18 protein-coding genes are annotated in these 18546 nt (G+C 67.3%); 12 read left to right on the top strand and 6 right to left on the bottom strand.

Annotation, left to right across the window (positions count from 1 at the left end; all coding sequences use genetic code 11):
- Window positions 1-2: 2 nt before the first annotated feature.
- The 7 genes from ACFWXQ_RS43185 (at window position 3) to ACFWXQ_RS43155 (ending at window position 7512) form a co-directional block, all read left to right on the top strand.
- Entirely contained in the window at window positions 3-401 is a 399-nt protein-coding gene (locus tag ACFWXQ_RS43185) for a hypothetical protein (RefSeq protein ID WP_383946003.1), read from the top strand.
- Between the two features lie 1331 nt (window positions 402-1732).
- Window positions 1733-2734, top strand: a complete 1002-nt coding sequence (locus tag ACFWXQ_RS43180) for a GNAT family N-acetyltransferase (protein ID WP_383946006.1) — start codon at window positions 1733-1735, stop codon at window positions 2732-2734.
- 151 nt (window positions 2735-2885) lie between these two features.
- Entirely contained in the window at window positions 2886-3419 is a 534-nt protein-coding gene (locus ACFWXQ_RS43175) for a pyridoxamine 5'-phosphate oxidase family protein (RefSeq protein ID WP_383946009.1), read from the top strand.
- 680 nt (window positions 3420-4099) lie between these two features.
- A complete protein-coding gene (locus ACFWXQ_RS43170) occupies window positions 4100-4771 on the top strand; it encodes a GMC oxidoreductase (protein WP_383946012.1) in 672 nt (223 codons plus the stop codon).
- 13 nt (window positions 4772-4784) lie between these two features.
- Window positions 4785-5504 carry an HAD family hydrolase gene (locus ACFWXQ_RS43165; RefSeq protein WP_383946015.1) on the top strand — a complete coding sequence of 240 codons (720 nt, stop codon included), beginning with the start codon at window positions 4785-4787 and terminating at the stop codon, window positions 5502-5504.
- A gap of 149 nt (window positions 5505-5653) precedes the next feature.
- On the top strand, window positions 5654-6679 hold the full coding sequence (locus ACFWXQ_RS43160; RefSeq protein WP_200398688.1) for an ATP-binding cassette domain-containing protein: 1026 nt from the start codon (window positions 5654-5656) through the stop codon (window positions 6677-6679).
- Complete coding sequence (locus ACFWXQ_RS43155; RefSeq protein ID WP_383946019.1) at window positions 6676-7512, top strand: ABC transporter permease; 837 nt, start codon at window positions 6676-6678, stop codon at window positions 7510-7512. Before ACFWXQ_RS43160 ends, ACFWXQ_RS43155 begins: the two co-directional genes overlap by 4 nt.
- A 44-nt stretch (window positions 7513-7556) precedes the next feature.
- On the opposite strand, the gene ACFWXQ_RS43150 is transcribed toward ACFWXQ_RS43155, so the two are convergent.
- Together ACFWXQ_RS43150 and ACFWXQ_RS43145 are read right to left on the bottom strand one after the other, a co-directional pair.
- Window positions 7557-10877, bottom strand: a complete 3321-nt coding sequence (locus ACFWXQ_RS43150) for a BTAD domain-containing putative transcriptional regulator (protein WP_383946041.1) — start codon at window positions 10875-10877, stop codon at window positions 7557-7559.
- Between the two features lie 14 nt (window positions 10878-10891).
- Complete coding sequence (locus tag ACFWXQ_RS43145; RefSeq protein ID WP_383946022.1) at window positions 10892-11137, bottom strand: hypothetical protein; 246 nt, start codon at window positions 11135-11137, stop codon at window positions 10892-10894.
- A gap of 119 nt (window positions 11138-11256) precedes the next feature.
- On the opposite strand from ACFWXQ_RS43145, the gene ACFWXQ_RS43140 reads away from it, so the two are divergent.
- Complete coding sequence (locus ACFWXQ_RS43140; protein WP_383946025.1) at window positions 11257-12057, top strand: site-2 protease family protein; 801 nt, start codon at window positions 11257-11259, stop codon at window positions 12055-12057.
- On the opposite strand, the gene ACFWXQ_RS43135 is transcribed toward ACFWXQ_RS43140, so the two are convergent.
- The 3 genes from ACFWXQ_RS43135 to ACFWXQ_RS43125 all read right to left on the bottom strand — a co-directional run bounded on the left by ACFWXQ_RS43135 (window position 12047) and on the right by ACFWXQ_RS43125 (window position 14162).
- Window positions 12047-12235, bottom strand: coding sequence for a hypothetical protein (locus ACFWXQ_RS43135; RefSeq protein WP_200398684.1), 189 nt, complete (start codon window positions 12233-12235; stop codon window positions 12047-12049). The genes ACFWXQ_RS43140 and ACFWXQ_RS43135 overlap by 11 nt on opposite strands.
- A 105-nt stretch (window positions 12236-12340) precedes the next feature.
- Window positions 12341-13045 carry an NADPH-dependent F420 reductase gene (gene npdG / locus ACFWXQ_RS43130; protein WP_383946028.1) on the bottom strand — a complete coding sequence of 235 codons (705 nt, stop codon included), beginning with the start codon at window positions 13043-13045 and terminating at the stop codon, window positions 12341-12343.
- Window positions 13046-13082: 37 nt separating this feature from the next.
- Window positions 13083-14162: an exo-alpha-sialidase gene (locus ACFWXQ_RS43125; RefSeq protein ID WP_383946031.1), complete on the bottom strand. Its 1080-nt coding sequence runs from the start codon at window positions 14160-14162 to the stop codon at window positions 13083-13085.
- Between the two features lie 102 nt (window positions 14163-14264).
- Between ACFWXQ_RS43125 and ACFWXQ_RS43120 the strand changes: the two genes are divergently transcribed.
- The gene (locus ACFWXQ_RS43120) at window positions 14265-14867 is read left to right on the top strand and encodes a hypothetical protein (RefSeq protein WP_359725704.1); all 603 of its coding nucleotides are present in this window, start codon (window positions 14265-14267) and stop codon (window positions 14865-14867) included.
- Between the two features lie 81 nt (window positions 14868-14948).
- On the top strand, window positions 14949-16277 hold the full coding sequence (locus ACFWXQ_RS43115; protein ID WP_383946035.1) for an MFS transporter: 1329 nt from the start codon (window positions 14949-14951) through the stop codon (window positions 16275-16277).
- Between the two features lie 137 nt (window positions 16278-16414).
- Here ACFWXQ_RS43115 and ACFWXQ_RS43110 read toward each other — a convergent pair whose 3' ends face one another.
- Window positions 16415-16645 (bottom strand): hypothetical protein, encoded by a 231-nt coding sequence (locus ACFWXQ_RS43110; RefSeq protein ID WP_384096715.1) that lies wholly within the window; start codon window positions 16643-16645, stop codon window positions 16415-16417.
- A gap of 61 nt (window positions 16646-16706) precedes the next feature.
- Here ACFWXQ_RS43110 and map point away from each other — a divergent pair, with 61 nt between their 5' ends.
- Both map and ACFWXQ_RS43100 read left to right on the top strand, forming a co-directional pair.
- Entirely contained in the window at window positions 16707-17564 is an 858-nt protein-coding gene (gene map / locus ACFWXQ_RS43105; protein WP_055612264.1) for a type I methionyl aminopeptidase, read from the top strand.
- Window positions 17565-17765: 201 nt separating this feature from the next.
- On the top strand, window positions 17766-18425 hold the full coding sequence (locus ACFWXQ_RS43100; RefSeq protein WP_383957383.1) for a heme oxygenase (biliverdin-producing): 660 nt from the start codon (window positions 17766-17768) through the stop codon (window positions 18423-18425).
- Window positions 18426-18546 lie beyond the last annotated feature (121 nt).

Raw genomic sequence — 18546 nt, 5'->3', positions numbered from 1 at the left:
CCATGCTGCGGACCGTTGATAACTTGCTGCACTTCACTCCCTCAACTGCTGACCGCATAGCCGACACCACGGCTCTGTCAGCAAGTCTCGCGGCCGTATCCTTGGCCATTTTCCTCGTGCTGCCCACGTTCCGCCTACTAGTAACAAAAAGCGAACAGCTCGGGTATTCCGATTACATTCGCATCCGAAGCTTATTCCGAGGATTCACCATCCTTGGTGGCGCGAGTATTCTCTTCACCGTCTCAGTCATTTTGGGAATCGCGGGGGCCCACTGGCCATGCAAGTTGATACTGCTATCCCAAGAGACATTCTGCATCCTCGGCCTCACACTTTCCATCGTAGCCATTATCAAGGTCTGGACCACGATTTCGATCAACATCAAGGCCGATTCAAAGCCATGAGGTACTTTAATTCTTCCGTCCTGTTGGGTATGACCGCCCTCGAACTTCGCCTGCGGCAGCGCACGACCAGTGACGTAACATTGCGCTTCGCTCACCAGCCCAATATTTTTGCGAGCGGATACGTCCTATCGACCGCAGCCATCGCGGACTCCATAGCCAGGCTCACCACAAAGCCCGGCGCGACAGTGACGTTAAATTACGTCGCCATTGACTACGACGCGGCCGATGATGAACGCACGTTCAGGGCTCCGATCCCTCGGATGACGCCAACTCCGGGTGTCAACTATCGGAGGGTAATCACCCGTCGCCACGCAAAGGACCGTCTCGCTTGCAGCGTCGAGTCCTCAGAAATCATTAAAAACCTGGCCGTGCTGTACCGGTGCATCCTGGAAGGGAGTTTGGGACTACGGCATGCATTGGCCACTACTGGGTTCCCGGTGGCGTCCCGCGGACGCTGCCGCTCCATTGTGCGTCGCTCATTCGACACGCTTGAAGCTCTCCTGCTGTCGCAGCCTCGCCTGACGGATGTGACAGCTCTACACAATGCCTGGGTCCTTCAGGAAGTCTTTTTTTGCAGTCGCGTTCGGATCATCACGGGATCTCAATGGCTGGCAAGTTATTCCGAGCAACGTCTCTCTCTGACGAGAGAGCTTCTCAGAGTGAACCCCGCCTGGGGTGAACGAGTCATATGGGCTACATGCCAACAATGCTTCAGGAGAATGCGTGCGACAGCTTCTGTAGCCGGAGACGATGTAACTGTCGAGCACCACCAATGCGACGCTTGCGGAACACGGTCCAAGGAGGCGCTGCTCCGCTTGGATCACACCATCGACTCCCCGGCCGGGCCCTGCCCGAAGTACGTTCCCTCCGTGCATCTGGATGATATCTTGGACCGTTACGTGGGCGATCACGACATCTCGGTTTATTATCCCGGATCCTATGCGCACGCCCAGGAAGCGGTAAGAATCCTGGGGCAAGCGGTAAGCGCAGGGCTGAAAACTCCGCGCCTTCCCACACCTGACTGGTGCCCCACGATGTCGGAATTGGCGTGGATATGGGACGCCAAGGTAAGTGAACCCAAGTTTCATGGCCTGCTGGGACGAATATCAGCCTGCACTACATACAGTCTGACACCCGACGATTTCGCAGGTATTTTCGAAGATCGCGTGCATGCCCTGCGTCAACGGCGGATGGAATCCACTCATGGGTAAGTTCACCACACCAACCCCTATCATCACATGAGCTGGATGGACTTCCGCTGATTACCTCTGGACTTACGCTATGAAGTGTGCGACTTTATACAGAAGAATGCCGCAGGACGGGACACACAGATGTATGATGCGGTTACGTCCAAAGAAATCAACACCGTATCGGTGCTGGCCTTGACCCAGAACCGGCGAAGGCTTCTGGCCGACATTCGCATACCTCGCCCCAAACCGGCAGAAATTTCCTCATATCTCGCGCAACAGTCGCACGGCGACCTCGTCTGGTCAACGCAGCGTGCCAGTGCGATACCGAGAGGTGTGGCGGTTCCGGTTCTCGTCGAGCACCCGAACGACAGCGACGAACTCGCTTACTGGCCGCGACGCAACGGCACAACAGCTGGTGTCTACGTCTCGGGGCGTTCGGAGCAGGAGCATCGCTCGACTCTTTTCTGCGTACTCCAGAAATTAGATGCCCATTGGCGCAGATTCACGCCAGACGGTGTCAGCTTCATGTGGCCCAGCCGAGACTTTGAAGTGGCCGACATAGTATCGAAAATTGGACTCCAACTCGATGCCTTCTTTGCCATGAGAGACGCCATCAGTTCGGCACCCTGCCACGCCCGCCCGCCAGACTTGAGGATTCGTCCGGCCCTCCCCCAGGACCTCCCTTCTCTCATTCGGCTGGCCGAGGAAGTGGTGAATGCACACATTCCCTACAGCCCCTTTGCACGGCTGCCGGCATCCCTCGGGGCGCGATACCGGGAGCGCCTGACCGCCCAGTGGGAACACCGAACCGTGGATGGCGCCCGGCCGATATCTTTTGTGGCCGAGCTGGATACACAGGTTGTCGCCATGGCTGACTGCCGAATCGTCGAGGAAAAATCATGCATGGGAGCACTCGTTCACCGCGGCAAGTACCTGTACGTCAACAGCTTCGCAGTCGCCAAGTACCTGCGTGGCACCGGCGTCGGGACCGCTCTGGCCAACTACCTGCACGGAAACGTACTGAAGGAGGGATGCTGCGGTTCGTACCTCTGGTTCAGTGCCTACAATCCGAACGCCAGCCGCTTCTGGCGCAAAGCCGGCTACGTGCCACTCTGGACATCCTTTCAGCGAAGGGGTGAATGACTGGCAGGCGCAGTTGTACTGTAATCACACGTACACAGCCTACCGAAATGAGCGCTTTCACCGCACGCTCACTGATCCGGTAAGGGATCAGTGAGCCCTCACGCACGGCTACCATCCACCGAGATAACCTGCCAGACCATGGAGATCCTTCATGAGTATGAACGAGTTCGCCGAACGAGCGGCGAAGATGATCCGCGAGAACCGTTTCCTCACGCTCGCCACGCACGGTGCGGACGGAGTGTGGGCGGCACCCATCAATTACGTCGTAGGCAGTGACACGCACCTCTATTTCTACTCCGCAGCAGAGGCTCGGCACTCACGACACGTTGGCGATAGGGCTGCCGTAGCAGGCTCTGTGTTCAACTCAATGGCCACTTCGGAAGAAGTAGATGGTTTGCAGTTCACAGCCACGTGTGAGCCCCTAGACGGCGAGAAATTAGAGAATGTTTCGGAGTACTACTTCCGGGTCAACTTTCCCGATGAGGCCGACCGCGCATGGTGGTATCGCCCGGCGTCGGAGTTCGCCCCAGGAGCGACTTGGCGTTTTTATCAATTGTCCATGACCGAGGTTTTCGTTATTGACTTCGAGAGCGTTGAGGAGTCGCGAATTGACAAGCGCGTGCAAGTTGACCTTGAAGAGTTGGCTGCGCTCTTGGCGTCACCGGTAGTCCAGGGTGAAGCCTGACCGTGCTAAGGGTGGTTGTCGTCGGCGGCGGGCTCAGCGGGCTGGAGTTCGCCGTCGCTCTCCAGTCCTACGAACGGTTCGAGATTGTCCTGCTCGAATGGGGTGGTGCGCTACGAAAACATCACGAGCAGGAGGATGACCGCCGCTTTAGTGGCGATCAGAGGACCAGGACCTGGCGAACGCTGGGGACCGATTGGGGCGATGGATCGGGCCTGAAACGTCGGCTCGGGGGACGCTCGCTCTGCTGGCACGGTGTGGTGCTTCCTATCGAGGACTATGCACTGGCCAAGTGGCCGGGGGTCTGGCAACAGCGTTTTTGGCGAGACGGGCTCTACTCAGCCACTGTCGAGCACGTGAATGCGCAACTGCCGTCCGCTGTGCCATCTCTTGACCAGAACTCCCGTCACGGACTTGCCTCAGTGCCACAGGCATCTATCGCGTGGTCGGCGAACCAAGGTAGCGACAACGGGTCGCCTCACCGAAGAGTCTATTCGCCTCTCCACACAATGAACGAGTCCCGTGTCAGACTGGTGAAGGGTGCGCGGGTCAACCGAGTGAGTCAAAAGTATGGTGCCCTTTCGGTCGATTTCAGCACGAGCGCCGGACTCCATTCAATAAAGTCTCAGCTATGCATACTCGCAGCGGGCGCTGTGGAGAATGCACGCATAGTTTGCGACTCCGTGGGCGAGCCCATCGCAGGAAAGATCACCGATCACCATTGCATCGGTGTGGTGTCCGGGCGCGAGGAGAGCAGCCTCGGAATCGGAGTGAACAAGCCCATGGGGTATCTACGATGGCCCGATCTGCGGTGCAACGTATTTGTACAGGAAGAGCTCCTTTCACACCAAGGCGGTGCCAGACGGATCGTCGATGCGTGGGCATTGGCGGAGCAGGACCTCACGGCGGGCAGCCCATTTGCCATTCAACCTGCTTCCACTCGTGCCGGGTTCGGCAGTGTGGCGATCGATACGCACATATCAGTTGAAGATCGCCAGCGGCTAGGTGCCATCAGCCAGAGGCTCAACGAGTTGATCAGGACCTATCCGGGCACGATGTCCGGCGAGGACGTCGAGGTGCAGCCCCATTACCACACGGAGCCTTCCGCAATGAGACGTGTCATCGACGGGTCCGCTGCCCATCTCCACTACCGGATTCCTTTGGGCAGCGTCGATCACGAGGCTGGCACCCTGCCGATGGGCGAACTCGTCGACGCAGACCTTGGCTTAACCGGTTTCGACGGCATCTACGTCCTGGGTCCTGGTGTCTTCCCAGCGAGTGGGGCGGCGAATCCCTCCCTGACCTCCCTCGCGTTGAGTAACTGGCTGGCTAAGCATCTGATTTCCAACTTATAAGGACATCCCGACTATGCCGATCTCTGCGGGAAGCTGCATACAAGGCTTGAGCCTGGACTTTTTTGGCACATTGGTCACGGTCGATGAAGACCGACCGTCGATGGCAACTGTGCTGACGTCGCTGGGGTTCAGATGCACAGATTCCATGGAGTCGATATGGAACACACATGGGTTTGATGGACAGGAGACGCCCACCCACTCCTCCGAACCTGATTATCTGACTTGGCGCAGAACAAATCTCGCACGACTGGCCGCATCCTCGGGAGTCCCCACCCATCTCATTGGTGCAGTGGTCGAGAATCTTGAAGAGAACGACCTTTCCTGGACAGTCAAAGCAAAACCAGGCGCTGCTGAACTGCTGACATTTTTGACCACTCATGGAATACCCGCCACTATCTGCTCCAACTGGGACTATGGCCTCAGCCCCTACCTGCGACAGGCCGGCCTTCCGGACGAATTCCCCCGCGTCATCTCGTCCTTCGTTGGCGTCCGAAAACCCGCGACTCGCATCTTCGGTGAAGTGGCTCGTCAACTGACCCTGCCACCTCACGCCATCCTGCACGTCGGCGACTCGGCCGAAGCGGACGTCATAGGAGCCTTACGCGCAGGAATGCAATCCGGCTACCTGCGCAGCGAGCGATCCACGCTCACGCTGCCCTCCACCCTTGTCGAGGTGTTTCCCAGCCTGTACTCGGTACTGGACTTCCTGCGAGTCCGTCTCTCCCTCTACTGACTCTCGCGTCGTCGGACAGGCAGCCTGACACCCCGGGGAAGGGCTATGAGCAGGGACAGAGAGGCCCGACAAAGACCGTTGGCGACACACACTGCGACTGTCGGTGGTTTGTCGGTGGTTTGTCGGTGGCGGCTGGCACCTTTGGCGGCATGACGCGAATCGACAAGAACCCCAGCGGCGGAAACGCCGCCGTCTCCGTACGGGGGCTGGTCAAGCACTACGGCGAGACCAAGGCACTGGACGGCGTGGACCTGGACGTCCGCGAGGGCACCGTGATGGGTGTGCTCGGACCGAACGGCGCCGGCAAGACCACCCTCGTACGCATCCTGTCCACCCTCCTCTCCCCCGACTCCGGCGCGGCGAGCGTCGCCGGCTACGACGTCATACGGCAGCCGCGCCAGCTGCGCCGGGTGATCGGTCTCACCGGTCAGTACGCCTCCGTCGACGAGAAGCTCCCGGGCTGGGAGAACCTCTACATGATCGGCCGGCTTCTCGATCTGCCGCGCAAGGACGCCCGGGCCCGTGCCGACGAACTGCTTGAGCGTTTCTCGCTCACCGACGCCGCCAAGCGGCCCGCGAGCACGTACTCCGGAGGTATGCGGCGGCGCCTGGACCTGGCCGCGTCGATGATCGGGCAGCCCTCCGTCCTCTTCCTCGACGAGCCCACCACCGGTCTCGACCCGCGCACCCGCAACGAGGTCTGGACCGAGATCAAGCGCATGGTCGGCGACGGGGTCACCGTCCTGCTCACCACCCAGTACATGGAGGAGGCCGAGCAGCTCGCCTCCGAGCTGACCGTCGTGGACCACGGCAAGGTCATCGCGGGCGGCGCCATCGAGGAGCTGAAGGCGAAGGTCGGCGGCCGTACCCTGCGGGTCCGCCCGGTCGATCCGCTGCAGCTGCGGCCCCTGGCCGCCGCGCTCGACGAGCTGGGCCTCACCGGCCTCGCCGCCAGCACCGTGGACACCGAACGCGGTGCCGTCCTGGTCCCGATCCTCAGTGACGAGCAGCTGACCGCCGTGGTCGGCGCGGTCATCGCGCGGGGCATCACCCTCTCCTCCGTCACCACCGAACTGCCCAGCCTGGACGAGGTGTTCCTGTCTCTCACGGGTCACCGCGCCAGTGCCCCGCAGGACGCGACGCCCGCCCCGGACCTTGAGGAGGTCGCCGTATGAGCGCCACCACTCTTTCCACCGCCGGCCTTTCCGCCGCCGGCGGCAAGGCGGACGGCCGGATCCCGCTGCGCGGTCATCTGCGCCACACCGGCGCCCTCATCCGCCGCAACCTGCTGTGGATCCGGCAGGACCCCGAGTCGATGTTCGACGCGCTGCTGATGCCGGTCGTCTTCACCCTGCTGTTCGTGTACGTCTTCGGCGGCTCGATCGGGCAGGCCCTGGGCGGCGGCCAGGACGGGTACGTGCAGTACGTGATCCCCGGCATGATCGCGATGATGAGCATGACGCTGTCCCAGGGCGTCGGCACCGGCTTCAGCCAGGACTTCAACTCCGGTGTCATGGACCGCTTCCGGTCCCTGCCCATCGGGCGCGGCTCGGTGCTGTTCGCGAAGGTCTCCGTGGAACTCGTACGCATGCTGTTCGCGACGACCGTGCTGATGATCGTCGCCGTACTGGTCGGGTTCGACATCAACAGCTGGCCCGGTCTGTTCGCGGCCGTGGGCCTGGCCGCGGTGTTCGCCTCGTCGATCATGTGGGTGTTCCTCACCCTGGGCGTGATCCTGAAGAACGCACAGTCCGTACAGGCGATGGGATTCCTCGTGCTGTTCCCGCTGCAGTTCGGTTCGTCGATCTTCGCCCCGACGGCGTCCATGCCCGGCTGGCTGCAGGCGTTCACCGACTACAACCCGCTCTCCACGCTCGCCGACGCGGCCCGCGGACTGATGGTGGGCGGCCCGGTCGCGCACGACCTGTGGGTGACGCTCGGCTGGTCGGTGGCGATCACCGCCGTGATGGCGCCGGTCGCGATCCACAAGTTCCGTACCAAGAGCTGACGTTCACGTTCGTCCGGACCACGGCACGTCCACGATCCGCGTCGTCAGACCAGGGCGGCGGCCTCCTCGGGGGAGAGGCCGCCGCCTTCGGCGTACGCGGCCTCGTACGCCTCGTCGTCGAGGACGGCGCGCACGGCCGTCTCGGCGTCCCCCCGCACCTGGCGTTCCATCGGGGACCGGACGTGGCCGGACGGCAGCAGCCCGTCGGCGGCGCCGAGACAGCGGGCGGCGTCCCGGACCCGCTGTCCGCCGTCGACGCCGGACAGCGCGAGGACGGCGGTGGTCAGATGCACCGACATCATGTTCGGCGAGATCATGTGGCTCAGCGGGTCCTGCGCCCGTTCCAGGGCACCCCGCACCTTCGTCACCGCCTCCTCGTACAGCCCCTCCACGGCGTCCAGCCAGGCCTCCACCCCGAGCACGTACGAGTCGAAGACCACGAAGTGGACAGCGCCGAACTCCTCACGCATCCGGGCCATCTGGGTGCGGGCCTCGGCAAGCCGGCCGGTGCGGCCGAGCCACGTCGCGAGGAAGAGCCGGGCCGCGGGCATCGCCTCGTTGCGCGCTCCGAAACCCTGCTCCAGGACGTCGCGGAGCAGCCGCTCGCCCCGCTCGGTCTCCCCCGAGTCGATGAGCACGCCGCCGAGGCGGGCGGTGAGGATGGCCGTCTGGGCGCGGGCACCGAGGCGGTCGGCGTGTGTGATGGCCGCCCGGTAGTCCGCCGCGGCGAGTTGGTGCTCGCCCTTGCGTTCCCGGGCCTCGCCCCGTGCGGAGAGCGCCTCGGCGGCGCCCCAGCCGTCCCCGATGCGGACGAAGATCTCCAGCGACTCGTCCGCGTCCCGGGTCGCGTCACCGGCCCAGTCGGAGCGGTTGGCCAGGATGTTGGCGCGCATCTGCAGGGAGCCGGCCAGCTCCCATTCGTAGCCGAGCTCCCGGCAGGTCGCCACGCTCGCGTCGATGACCTCGCGCAGCCGGTCCATGTCGCCGGTCAGCATCACGGCGTAGAACCAGAGGAAGCCGGGGTTGCGGCAGACCTGCGGGTAGCCCGGCTGGTAGGTCTCGGTGATGGCCAGCAGCTTCGCCTCGGCCTCCGGGGTCTGCCAGGTCTCCAACTCCAGGTCCATACAGGCGAGATGGAGGAGGTGGACACCGCGCCGGGCCTCGGCGAGGACCTCGGGGCGCATCGGTGGCGGAGTCTCCGTGCACCGTTCGTAGAGCGGGACGGCGGGCTCGGCGGGCGGCGCGAACGGGTCGGGGCCGAGCGCCATGATCTCGCGGGTCCAGTTGCGTGCCGCCATGCGCAGGTCGCGGATCTGCCAGTACCAGGCGAGGGAGAGGATGAGGCAGAGCGCCTCCTGTTCGTCCCCTTCGGCGACGGCGTGCTGCAGTGCGGCGCGCGTGTTCTCGCCCTCGGTCTGGAGCAGTTCGATGGCCGCGCGCTGGCCGGGGCCGCGCAGCTCCGGGTCGGTGGTGCGGGCGAGTTCGCGGTAGTACGTGAGGTGGGCGCGCTCGGCGGCGCGGCGCTCGCCGGACTCGTCGAGCCGCTGCCCGGCGTACTCGGCGACGGTCTCCAGGAGCCGGTAGCGCATCTCGCCGTCGGCTCCGCCCAGGGGGGAAGGGGCCGCGACGACAAGGGACTTGTCGACGAGCGAGCCGAGCAGTTCCAGGGCGGCGGGTCCGCAGACGGCCTCGGCGGCGGCGAGGTCGCAGCCGCCGGCGAAGACGGACAGCCGCCGCAGCACGTCCCGTTCGCCCTCGTCGAGGAGGTCCCAGGACCAGTCGACGACGGCACGGAGTGTCTGCTGGCGCGGCAGGACCGTACGGCTGCCGGAGGTGAGGAGGCGGAAGCGGTCGTCGAGGCGGTCGGCGATCTGCCGCGGGGTGAGCATCCGCAGCCGGGCGGCGGCCAGTTCGATGGCCAGCGGCAGCCCGTCGAGCCGCCGGCAGATCTCGGCGGCCGCCTCCGGGTCGTCCTCGATGCCGAAGCCCGGCCGGGCGGCGGCGCCCCGGTCGGCGAGCAGCTTCAGCGCGTAGGGCTCGGGCAGCGGTTCCACCGGCCGCAGCAACTCCCCCGGTACGCCGAGGGGTTCGCGGCTCGTGGCCAGTACGGTCAGTCCGGGGCAGCGTTCCAGGAGCTGTTCGACGAGGCGGGCCGCGGCGTCCACGACGTGTTCGCAGTTGTCGAGGACGATCAGCATGCGGCGGTTGGCGCAGTGCTCGGTGAGCCGGACGAGGGGGTCGTCGTGCCGGTCGGTGACGGCCCGCATCTCCTCGGCGCCGGCGCCACGCAGCACGGTCTCCCGCGCTCCGACCGCGGTGAGTACGGCCTCGGGTACGGCCTCCGGGTCGTCGACGGGCGCGAGTTCGGCCAGCCACACCCCGTCGGGCACGGACGCGGCGATGCTCTCGGCGGCCTCCTGGGACAGCCGGGTCTTGCCGGCCCCGCCCGGCCCGAGCAGTGTCACGAGGCGGGCGGATCCGAGGTCCCCGCGGATGGTCTCCAGGTCGGTGTGCCGGCCGACGAAGGAGGTGAGCCGGGCGCGGAGGTTGCCGAGGCCGCGGTCGCGGGTGCCGGACGGGGCACCGGGCCCGGACGTCTGCTCGTACGACGTCGGCCGGTGTCCGTTCTCACTCGCTTCCCCCCGCAGCAACTCCCCGTACAGCGACCGCAGTTCGGGTCCGGGGTCGGTGCCGAGACGGTCGGCGAGGAGCTGTCGTACGGATTCGTAGCCAGCCAGTGCCTCCGCGGTGCGGCCCGCGTCGCGCAGGGCGCGCAGGCGCAGGAGCTGGAGGGGCTCGTCCAGGGGGTGGGCGTCGCTGAGGGCGGTGAGGTCGGGGAGGTACTGCTCGGCCTGGCCGAGGGCGAGGGCCGCGGTGAGGCGGGCGCGGCGGGCGTCGAGGCGGCGGGTCTCCCAGCGGGAGGACTCGGCGGTGCGGTCCGGGAGGTCGGCGAGGGCGGGGCCGTGCCAGAGCGCGAGGGCGTCGTCGAGGACGACGGCCGCCTTGCCGGGGTCGCCGTCGGCGAGCGCGCGGACCCCCTCCCCGGCGAGCCGCTCGAAGCGGTGCAGGTCGATGTCGTCGGCCGCCGCGCACAGCCGGTAGCCGCCCTCGGCGGAGGCGATCGCGTCCGCGCCGAGCGCCCTGCGCAGCCGGCCCACCAGGGCCTGCAGCGCGCCGGTGGCGTCGGCGGGCGGGTCGGCGCCCCACACCTCGTCGACCAGTACGGCCGCGGGCACGGTCCGTCCCGGCCGCAGGGCGAGCACGGTCAGCAGGGCACGCAGCCGCGCCCCGCCGACCGGGACGGGGGTGCCGTCGCCGCGGAGTGCCTGGGTGGTGCCGAGAATGCGGTAGCGCACGGGGTCCATTGTCTCCGGTGGTCTCAGCACGGGTCGCGGGGTTCCTGCGGAGTGGCGCCCGGGATGTCGATCGTGACGCCCGGGATGTCGATCGCGGCGAGGACACCGGTCACCGCGGAGCCCTCCGGTGTACGGGTTTCAGCCGGTTCGGACCACTTGGCCCAGGTATCAGCCGGACGCGGCGACCGCTCCTCCGATACGGGTACGGGCACGGGTACGGGTTCGCACCGCGCCCGTCTGCCCGCGTAGAACACCTGCCACGACCTCATGGGTCCACCCTCCCCGGAACTCACAGGCGATCGCGAGACGTTTTCGGCATACGCCCGGTACGGTCGGGCACGCCCCTCAGCATGAAGCCCGCTGAGCGAACCCCAGGGAGCCCGACCCCATGACCACCGCCACCACCCGCCACAGCGACCGGCGGATCAGCCCCGTCTTCCTCGGGATCGTGGCCGTCACCGCGGTGACCGGATGGGCCACCTGGACGGGCTTCGCCGAGCAGCCCGGTGTGGCCGTCTTCCTGTTCGTGACGGCGGCCTGGATCGTCTCGCTCTGTCTGCACGAGTACGCGCACGCGCGCACGGCCCTGCACAGCGGTGACATCTCGATCGGCGCGAAAGGGTATTTGACCCTCAACCCCCTCAAATACACCCACGCGCTGCTGAGCATCGTGCTCCCCGTCATCTTCGTGATGATGGGCGGTATCGGTCTGCCGGGCGGCGCGGTCTGGATCGAGCGGAGCCGGATCCAGGGCCGCTGGAAGCACAGTCTGATCTCGGCGGCGGGCCCGCTGACGAACGTCCTCTTCGCGGTGGTCTGCACGGCCCCGTTCTGGCTGGACGCGCTGGACGGCGTACCGGCCGACTTCCAGTTCGCCCTCGCGTTCCTCGCACTGCTCCAGGTCACGGCCGCGCTCCTGAACTTCCTGCCGGTGCCGGGCCTGGACGGCTACGGCATGATCGAGCCCTGGCTGTCGCACAGCATCCGCCGCCAGGTGGAGCCCCTCGCGCCCTTCGGGCTGCTCCTCGTGATCGCCATCCTGTGGATCCCGGCGGTGAACAGCGTGTTCTTCGACGTGATCGACGCACTCCTGCGCAGCCTGGACATCGACGAGTTCCGGACGTACTGCGGGCAGAACCTCTACCGCTTCTGGACGGACACCAACGAGTACTGCTCGGTCAGCCCGTGACGGTCGGCGACTGGCGGCGCGCCCTGTCCCGGCGCAGGTAGTACCAGGTCATGTTGGACGAGAGACCCGCGAGCAGCACCCACACGATCCCCAGCCAGCTGCCCTGGACGAAGGAGACGACGGCCGCGGCGGTTGCCAGCAGGCAGACGACGAGGGCGTAGAGGGCGAGTCGGGACATGGGGTGCGGCTCCTGTCGGGTCCTGTCGTTGCTGCCGTGGCCGGCGGTCCCGTCGGGGGACACTGCTGCCTCCAGTGTCCCCCACGTCCGGAGCCCGCTGTACGCCTACACGTCGGTCACGCGCAGACCCGCGTGGGCCTTGTACCGGCGGTTCACCGAGATCAGGTTCGCGACCAGCGCCTCGACCTGGTGGGCGTTGCGCAGCCGCCCGGAGAAGACCCCGCGCATGCCGGGGATGCGGCCGGCCAGCGCCTGGACGATCTCGACGTCCGCGCGCTCCTCGCCGAGGACCATGACGTCGGTGTCGATCTCCTCGATCTCCGGGTCCTCCAGGAGGACCGCCGAGAGGTGGTGGAAGGCGGCCGTGACCCGCGAGTCCGGCAGCAGGGCGGCGGCCTGCTCGGCCGCGCTGCCCTCCTCGGGCTTCAGCGCGTACGCGCCCTTCTTGTCGAATCCGAGCGGGTTGACGCAGTCGACGACGAGCTTGCCGGCCAGTTCCTCGCGCAGGGACTCCAGCGTCTTGCCGTGTCCGTCCCACGGCACGGCGACGATCACGATGTCGCTGCGGCGGGCGGTCTCGGCGTTGTCGGCACCCTCGACGCCATGGCCGAGCTCGTCGGCGGCGGCCTGCGCGCGCTCCGCGGCCCGCGAACCGATGATCACCTTCTGGCCGGCCCGCGCCAGCCGGTAGGCGAGGCCCTTGCCCTGCGGACCGGTGCCGCCGAGTACGCCGACGACGAGCCCGGACACGTCGGGAAGGTCCCAGGGGTCCTTCGCGGGCGCCTTCTGTGCACTGTCAGTAGAGGTCATGGGCCGACTTTACGTGCGCGGTTCGCCTCCGCGGCGGTCAGGTGAGCCCTGTCACGGGCACCCTGCGGAAGACGATGGTCTCGTACGCGCCGAAGTCGCCCGTCTCGTAGAGGAGTCCGACGGTGTCGTCGTCGACGCGGACGAGATCGGAGTACCCGGCGGGCAGCCCGTCCACGGTGTGCGCGGGCCGCCAGGTGACGCCGTCGTCGGTGCTGGCGCGGATCGTCATCAGGGCGCGGAACCCGGGGTCGGCGGGGCCGGAGTACAGCAGGACGTCCGGGTCGCGGAGCTGGAGCACGCTGCCCTCGACGACCGGTCCGGTGAGGCCGGCCTGCGGGCGGAAGGGCTTGACCAGACTCTGGCCGCCGTCCTGGGAGTAGGCGTCGGCACGGGTGCCGGGGGCGGTGGAGTCGGTGCGGGTGTTGAAGTAGACGCGCCCGTCGGGGAGTTCGGTGGCGGTGGTCTCGTTCACGTTGATGTAGTTGTCGGTGTTGTCGTCGACGTACCCGATGCGCCAGGTCTCACCGTCGTCGTCGCTGAGCAGACAGTGCCCGCCGTTGTACTTGCCCTCGGTGCCGGTGTCCTTGCCGGCCGGCGGGAGGGAGTGGTTGGCGGGGACGACGACCCGGCCGGTGCTCAACTGGAGGGCGTGGCCCGGGGTGGTGGCGTACCACCGCCAGGTGTCCTTCTTCGTCTGCTTCGTGATCTCCTTCGGGCTCGACCAGGTGAGGCCCTCGTCGTCGCTGTGCTGGACCCAGACGCGGCGTCCGTCGGCGGCGGTCACCTTGCCGCGGCGGATGCTGTCCTCGGTGGCGAGGGCGGCGTTGCGGAGGTGGACGAGCAGGACGCGGCCGGTGTCGAGGACGACGGGGGCCGGGTTCCCGGAGAGCGCGTCGCCGTTCTTGGCGGCGACCTGGAGCGGGCCCCAGGTAAGGCCGCCGTCCGTGGAGCGCTTCAGCACGATGTCGATGTTCCCGAAGTCGTCGCGGGAGCCGACCCGGCCCTCGCAGAAGGCCAGCAGGGTGCCCCCGCCGGTGGCGACGACGGCCGGGATGCGGAAGCTCGCGTAGCCCTCCTGTCCCGCCCGGAACGGCACTGATGTCTCAGTACTGGCCATGGAACCCTCCCTTACCGACTCGGACGGACACTCTTCCCACCCCGGGCGAATTCATGGTGAACTCCACCTGACGAGTGGCCGGTTGCGGCAGGATGCGTGCGCATGGATGCCGTACGGGTCGCCCTGTTGCGCGAAGTGCTCGCCGGGACCGAGTGGCCGGGTGCCACGCGGCGGTTCGCGGGAGCGCTGCGGTCCTCCGTGCTGCCGCACGGGGGCGGACTGCTGCTGGTGGGGACGGCCGAGTACGAGCCGTGGCACCTCGCCGCGCACCTCGTGGACGAGGCCGCCTGGTCGGGCACCCCGGAGCTGACACCGACGCTCGTACGGCACGGGGCGCGGCCCGGCGACCCGGCCCATCTGGCCGTCGGACTCGGCCGGATCGAGGCGGCCCGGCGGGGCGAGACCCTCCTCGTCGTGGCGCCCGACGCCCCCGGGGCCCCGCTCCTGGAACGCGTCCACGACGCGCGCCGGGCCGGGGCGACCGTTCTCGCGCTGGACTGCGGCGACCGCGACCTGCACGCGATGGCGCACGAGGCGCTCGCGGTGCCGTCGGAGCCGGACCTCGACCTGGACACCGTGCAGCACCTGGTGAGCGCGGCGGCCGGGGAGAACTCACTCCCCTCCCCGCGGGGCAGGCGACGGCTGCGGGACCGGCTGTCACGGCTGGCGGACCAGTTGACGTCTCCGCCACCGGCACGGTGGTGACGTCCGCACCGATCGACTGAGGGTCCTCGCGGTCGGAAAAGCGGTTGTCCTCGTCGGGGGCGCGCCGGACCATGGCACCTCGTGACGGAACCCGATTGCGACGCCCCCGAATCCGCCCCCGGCCCGGGCCGCTCGCGCCTGCGCGCGCTGCTGCCCGATCTGGCGCCGTGGCGGACCTCCGCCGACTTCCGGCGGCTGTGGGTGGCCGGGCTCGTCACCAACTTCGGCAGCTTCCTGACCTTCGTCGCGCTGCCGGTGCAGATGAAGGATCTGACCGGTTCCGTGGTGGCCGTCGGCGCGATCGGCGCGGTGGAACTCGTCCCGCTGATCGTGTTCGGGCTGTACGGCGGGGCGCTCGCCGATGCCCTGGACAAGCGGAAGCTGATCCTCTGGACGGAGGTGGGGCAGGGGCTGCTGAGCGCCGTGCTGCTGGTCAACGCGCTGCTGCCGGATCCCCTGGTGTGGCCGTTGTACGCCGTCGCCGCGCTCTCCTCCTCGCTCGTCGCCGTCCAGCGGCCCGCCCTGGACGCGCTCACGCCGCGCATCGTGCGGCACGAGCATCTGCCCGCGGCGGCCGCGCTCAACTCGTTACGGTGGACGGTCGGCGGGGTGGCCGGTCCGGCGGTCGCGGGGCTCGTCGTGGCGTACGCCGGGCTCGGCTGGGCCTACGCCGCGGACCTGGCGACCTTCGTGGTGTCGGTCGCGCTCGCGGTGGGCCTCGCCGCGTCGCCCGCCTCCCACGAGGCCGCGAAGCCGTCGCTGCGGTCGATCCTGGAGGGCGCCCAGTACGCGTGGAGCCGCAAGGAGCTCCTGGGTACGTACGCCATCGACCTGGCCGCCATGTTCTTCGCGTTCCCGCTGGCCGTACTGCCCTTCCTGGCGGACGAGCTGGACGCGGAGTGGTCGCTGGGCCTGATGTACGCGGCCCTGCCCGCCGGGGCGCTGCTGGTCAGCCTGACCAGCGGGTGGACGTCCCGGGTCCATCGGCACGGGCGGATGGTGGTGCTGGCGGCGGCCTTCTGGGGGCTCGCGATGGTGGCCGCCGGGGTCGTCCACGATGTGTGGCTGGTCCTGCTGTTCCTCGCGCTGGGCGGGTGTTTCGACATGGTCAGCGGGATCTTCCGCGCGGCGATGTGGAACCAGACGATCCCCGACGAGCTGCGGGGGCGGCTGGCGGGGATCGAGCTGCTCTCGTACTCGGTCGGGCCCCAGCTGGGACAGGTACGGGCCGGCGGCATGGCCGCGTGGATCGGTGTGCGGGGATCTGTGTGGGCCGGGGGTGTGCTGTGCGTGGCGGCGGTGGGGGCGCTGGCTTTGTGCCTGCCGAAGCTGATGACGTACGACGTGCGGACGAATGAGCATGCGGTGCGGATGAAGGAGGCGCGGGGGAAGGTTTCGGCCGGTTCTTAGGCTGCGGGCCGGTGGGGGCTGGTCGCGCAGTTCCCCGCGCCCCTGAAAGGCGGGGCTGCGCCCCATGCCTTTCATCTTTTAGGGGCGCGGGGAACTGCGCGATCGGCCACGACGGACCCGCAGGTCACAACGGGCAGCTAGTCGTCTTCGGAGCCCCGCGCAGCGGAGTCATGCCAGCGGGGGTCGTTCTCCCATTCAAGATTCCGCTCTCGAGCGATCTCCATCGCCTGCTCCGCCTCGCCACGAGACGCGTACGGGCCGAAACGGTCCTTGCCCGGACAGTCGGGGCCCTCTTCGACCTTCTTGTGCTCCAGGCAGTAGTACCACTCGCCCGGCTTCCCGACGGTCCGCTTCTTGAACAGGGCCATGGCTGGGGCTCCTTTCGCCAGGGACATCGTCCCCCACCACGCGCTGGTTAGACTCGCTGCCATGTCTGGCCAGTCGCTGCTCGTACCAGGGGAGCTTTCTCCCACCCGTCCCGTGCCGGGAAACATCAGGCGTCCCGAGTACGTGGGCAAGCCCGCCCCCACGCCGTACACCGGAGGGGAGGTCCAGACCCCGGAGACGGTCGAGGCGATGCGTGTCGCGGGGCGGATCGCCGCCCGGGCGATGGCCGAGGCCGCGAAGCTCATCGCGCCCGGTGTCACCACGGACGAGCTGGACCGGGTCGCCCACGACTACATGTGCGACCACGGCGCCTACCCGTCCACGCTCGGCTACCGCGGTTTCCCGAAGTCGCTGTGCACCTCCGTGAACGAGGTCATCTGTCACGGCATCCCGGACTCCACGGTCCTGCGGGACGGCGACATCATCAACCTCGACGTGACGGCGTACATCGGCGGCGTGCACGGCGACAACAACGCCACGTACCTCGTCGGTGACGTGGACGAGGAGTCGCGGCTGCTCGTCGAGCGGACCCGTGAGTCCCTCGACCGTGCCATCAAGGCCGTCAAGCCCGGCCGGCAGATCAACATCATCGGGCGGGTCATCGAGTCGTACGCGAAGCGCTTCGGGTACGGGGTCGTGCGGGACTTCACCGGGCACGGCATCAACTCGTCGTTCCACTCGGGGCTGATCATCCCGCACTACGACAGCCCGCACGCGACGACCCTGATCCAGCCGGGGATGACGTTCACGATCGAGCCGATGCTGACGCTGGGGACGCACGAGTACGACATGTGGGACGACGGGTGGACCGTCGTGACGAAGGACCGGAGGCGGACCGCCCAGTTCGAGCACACGCTGGTCGTCACGGACAGCGGGGCCGAGGTGCTGACCCTGCCGTAACCGCCCTGTTTCGTATCAAGTCCCACACCAGGTTCCGCACGAAGCCGCCCACTCGAACAGAGGGGCGGCTTTTTTATGTGGATCGGGTGCGGATCCGGGGTACGGTTTTACCGACAGGGCGTCGGGAACCTGTTGACTTAGGTAAGCCTAACCATACAAGATGGGCCCGGCTCTCGTCCCCCTTCGGCCCCGGAGGTCTTCATGAACTCGTCGAGCACACCGTTCTCGACGCTCATCCGCACCGCCTCGCACGAGCAGCACGGGCAGGCGCACGACTCGACGTTCATGAGCGAGTTGCTGGGCGGCAGGCTGGGCGTGGACGCGTACACGCGCTACACCGAGCAGCTGTGGTTCGTCTACCGGGCGCTGGAGGAAGGCGGGCGCGAGCTCGCCGGCGATCCCGTGGCCGGGCCGTTCATGCGTCCCGAGCTGGTGCGGGTGGCCGCGCTGGAGCGGGACCTCGCGCATCTGCGGGGCCCGGACTGGCGCGAGGGCGTCACCGCGCTGCCCGCGACCGAGGAGTACACGGCACGGATCACGGAGTGCGCGCGTACGTGGCCCGGTGGGTACGTGGCCCATCACTACACCCGTTACCTCGGCGACCTCTCCGGCGGCCAGGTCCTGCGGAGCAAGGCGGAGCAGACGTGGGGCTTCGCGCGCAAGGGGGACGGGGTGCGGTTCTATGTGTTCGAGAACATCGGGAACCCTGCCGCGTTCAAGCGGGAGTATCGCGAGCTGCTCGATGGTGTGGCGGTGGATGATCTGGAGAAGCAGCGGATCATTGCTGAGTGCAAGCGGGCGTTCGCGCTTAATATCGCGGTCTTTGTTGCTTTGGGGGAAGAGTTCCGCATCAGTGCGTGAGCGCTCCGCTTTTGGGCTGGGTTTCGGGTGCGGGTGAGTGGGGGCTGGTCGCGCAGTTCCCCGCGCCCCTGAAAGGCGGGGCTGCGCCCCATGCCTTTCATCTTTTGGGGGCGCGGGGAAC

It is taken from the genome of Streptomyces sp. NPDC058697 (genome assembly GCF_042715345.1).
GTDB lineage: Bacteria > Actinomycetota > Actinomycetes > Streptomycetales > Streptomycetaceae > Streptomyces > Streptomyces liliifuscus.
Note: the sequence above shows the minus strand (reverse complement) of the source record. Positions and strands in the feature narration are given on the sequence as shown.

Coding starts and splice junctions, on each gene's coding strand:
- ACFWXQ_RS43185 (WP_383946003.1), top strand. CDS start 3: ATGCTGCGGACCGTTGATAACTTGCTGCACTTCACTCCCTCAACTGCT.
- ACFWXQ_RS43180 (WP_383946006.1), top strand. CDS start 1,733: ATGTATGATGCGGTTACGTCCAAAGAAATCAACACCGTATCGGTGCTG.
- ACFWXQ_RS43175 (WP_383946009.1), top strand. CDS start 2,886: ATGAGTATGAACGAGTTCGCCGAACGAGCGGCGAAGATGATCCGCGAG.
- ACFWXQ_RS43165 (WP_383946015.1), top strand. CDS start 4,785: ATGCCGATCTCTGCGGGAAGCTGCATACAAGGCTTGAGCCTGGACTTT.
- ACFWXQ_RS43160 (WP_200398688.1), top strand. CDS start 5,654: ATGACGCGAATCGACAAGAACCCCAGCGGCGGAAACGCCGCCGTCTCC.
- ACFWXQ_RS43155 (WP_383946019.1), top strand. CDS start 6,676: ATGAGCGCCACCACTCTTTCCACCGCCGGCCTTTCCGCCGCCGGCGGC.
- ACFWXQ_RS43150 (WP_383946041.1), bottom strand. CDS start 10,877: ATGGACCCCGTGCGCTACCGCATTCTCGGCACCACCCAGGCACTCCGC.
- ACFWXQ_RS43145 (WP_383946022.1), bottom strand. CDS start 11,137: ATGAGGTCGTGGCAGGTGTTCTACGCGGGCAGACGGGCGCGGTGCGAA.
- ACFWXQ_RS43140 (WP_383946025.1), top strand. CDS start 11,257: ATGACCACCGCCACCACCCGCCACAGCGACCGGCGGATCAGCCCCGTC.
- ACFWXQ_RS43135 (WP_200398684.1), bottom strand. CDS start 12,235: ATGTCCCGACTCGCCCTCTACGCCCTCGTCGTCTGCCTGCTGGCAACC.
- npdG (WP_383946028.1), bottom strand. CDS start 13,045: ATGACCTCTACTGACAGTGCACAGAAGGCGCCCGCGAAGGACCCCTGG.
- ACFWXQ_RS43125 (WP_383946031.1), bottom strand. CDS start 14,162: ATGGCCAGTACTGAGACATCAGTGCCGTTCCGGGCGGGACAGGAGGGC.
- ACFWXQ_RS43120 (WP_359725704.1), top strand. CDS start 14,265: ATGGATGCCGTACGGGTCGCCCTGTTGCGCGAAGTGCTCGCCGGGACC.
- ACFWXQ_RS43110 (WP_384096715.1), bottom strand. CDS start 16,645: ATGGCCCTGTTCAAGAAGCGGACCGTCGGGAAGCCGGGCGAGTGGTAC.
- map (WP_055612264.1), top strand. CDS start 16,707: ATGTCTGGCCAGTCGCTGCTCGTACCAGGGGAGCTTTCTCCCACCCGT.
- ACFWXQ_RS43100 (WP_383957383.1), top strand. CDS start 17,766: ATGAACTCGTCGAGCACACCGTTCTCGACGCTCATCCGCACCGCCTCG.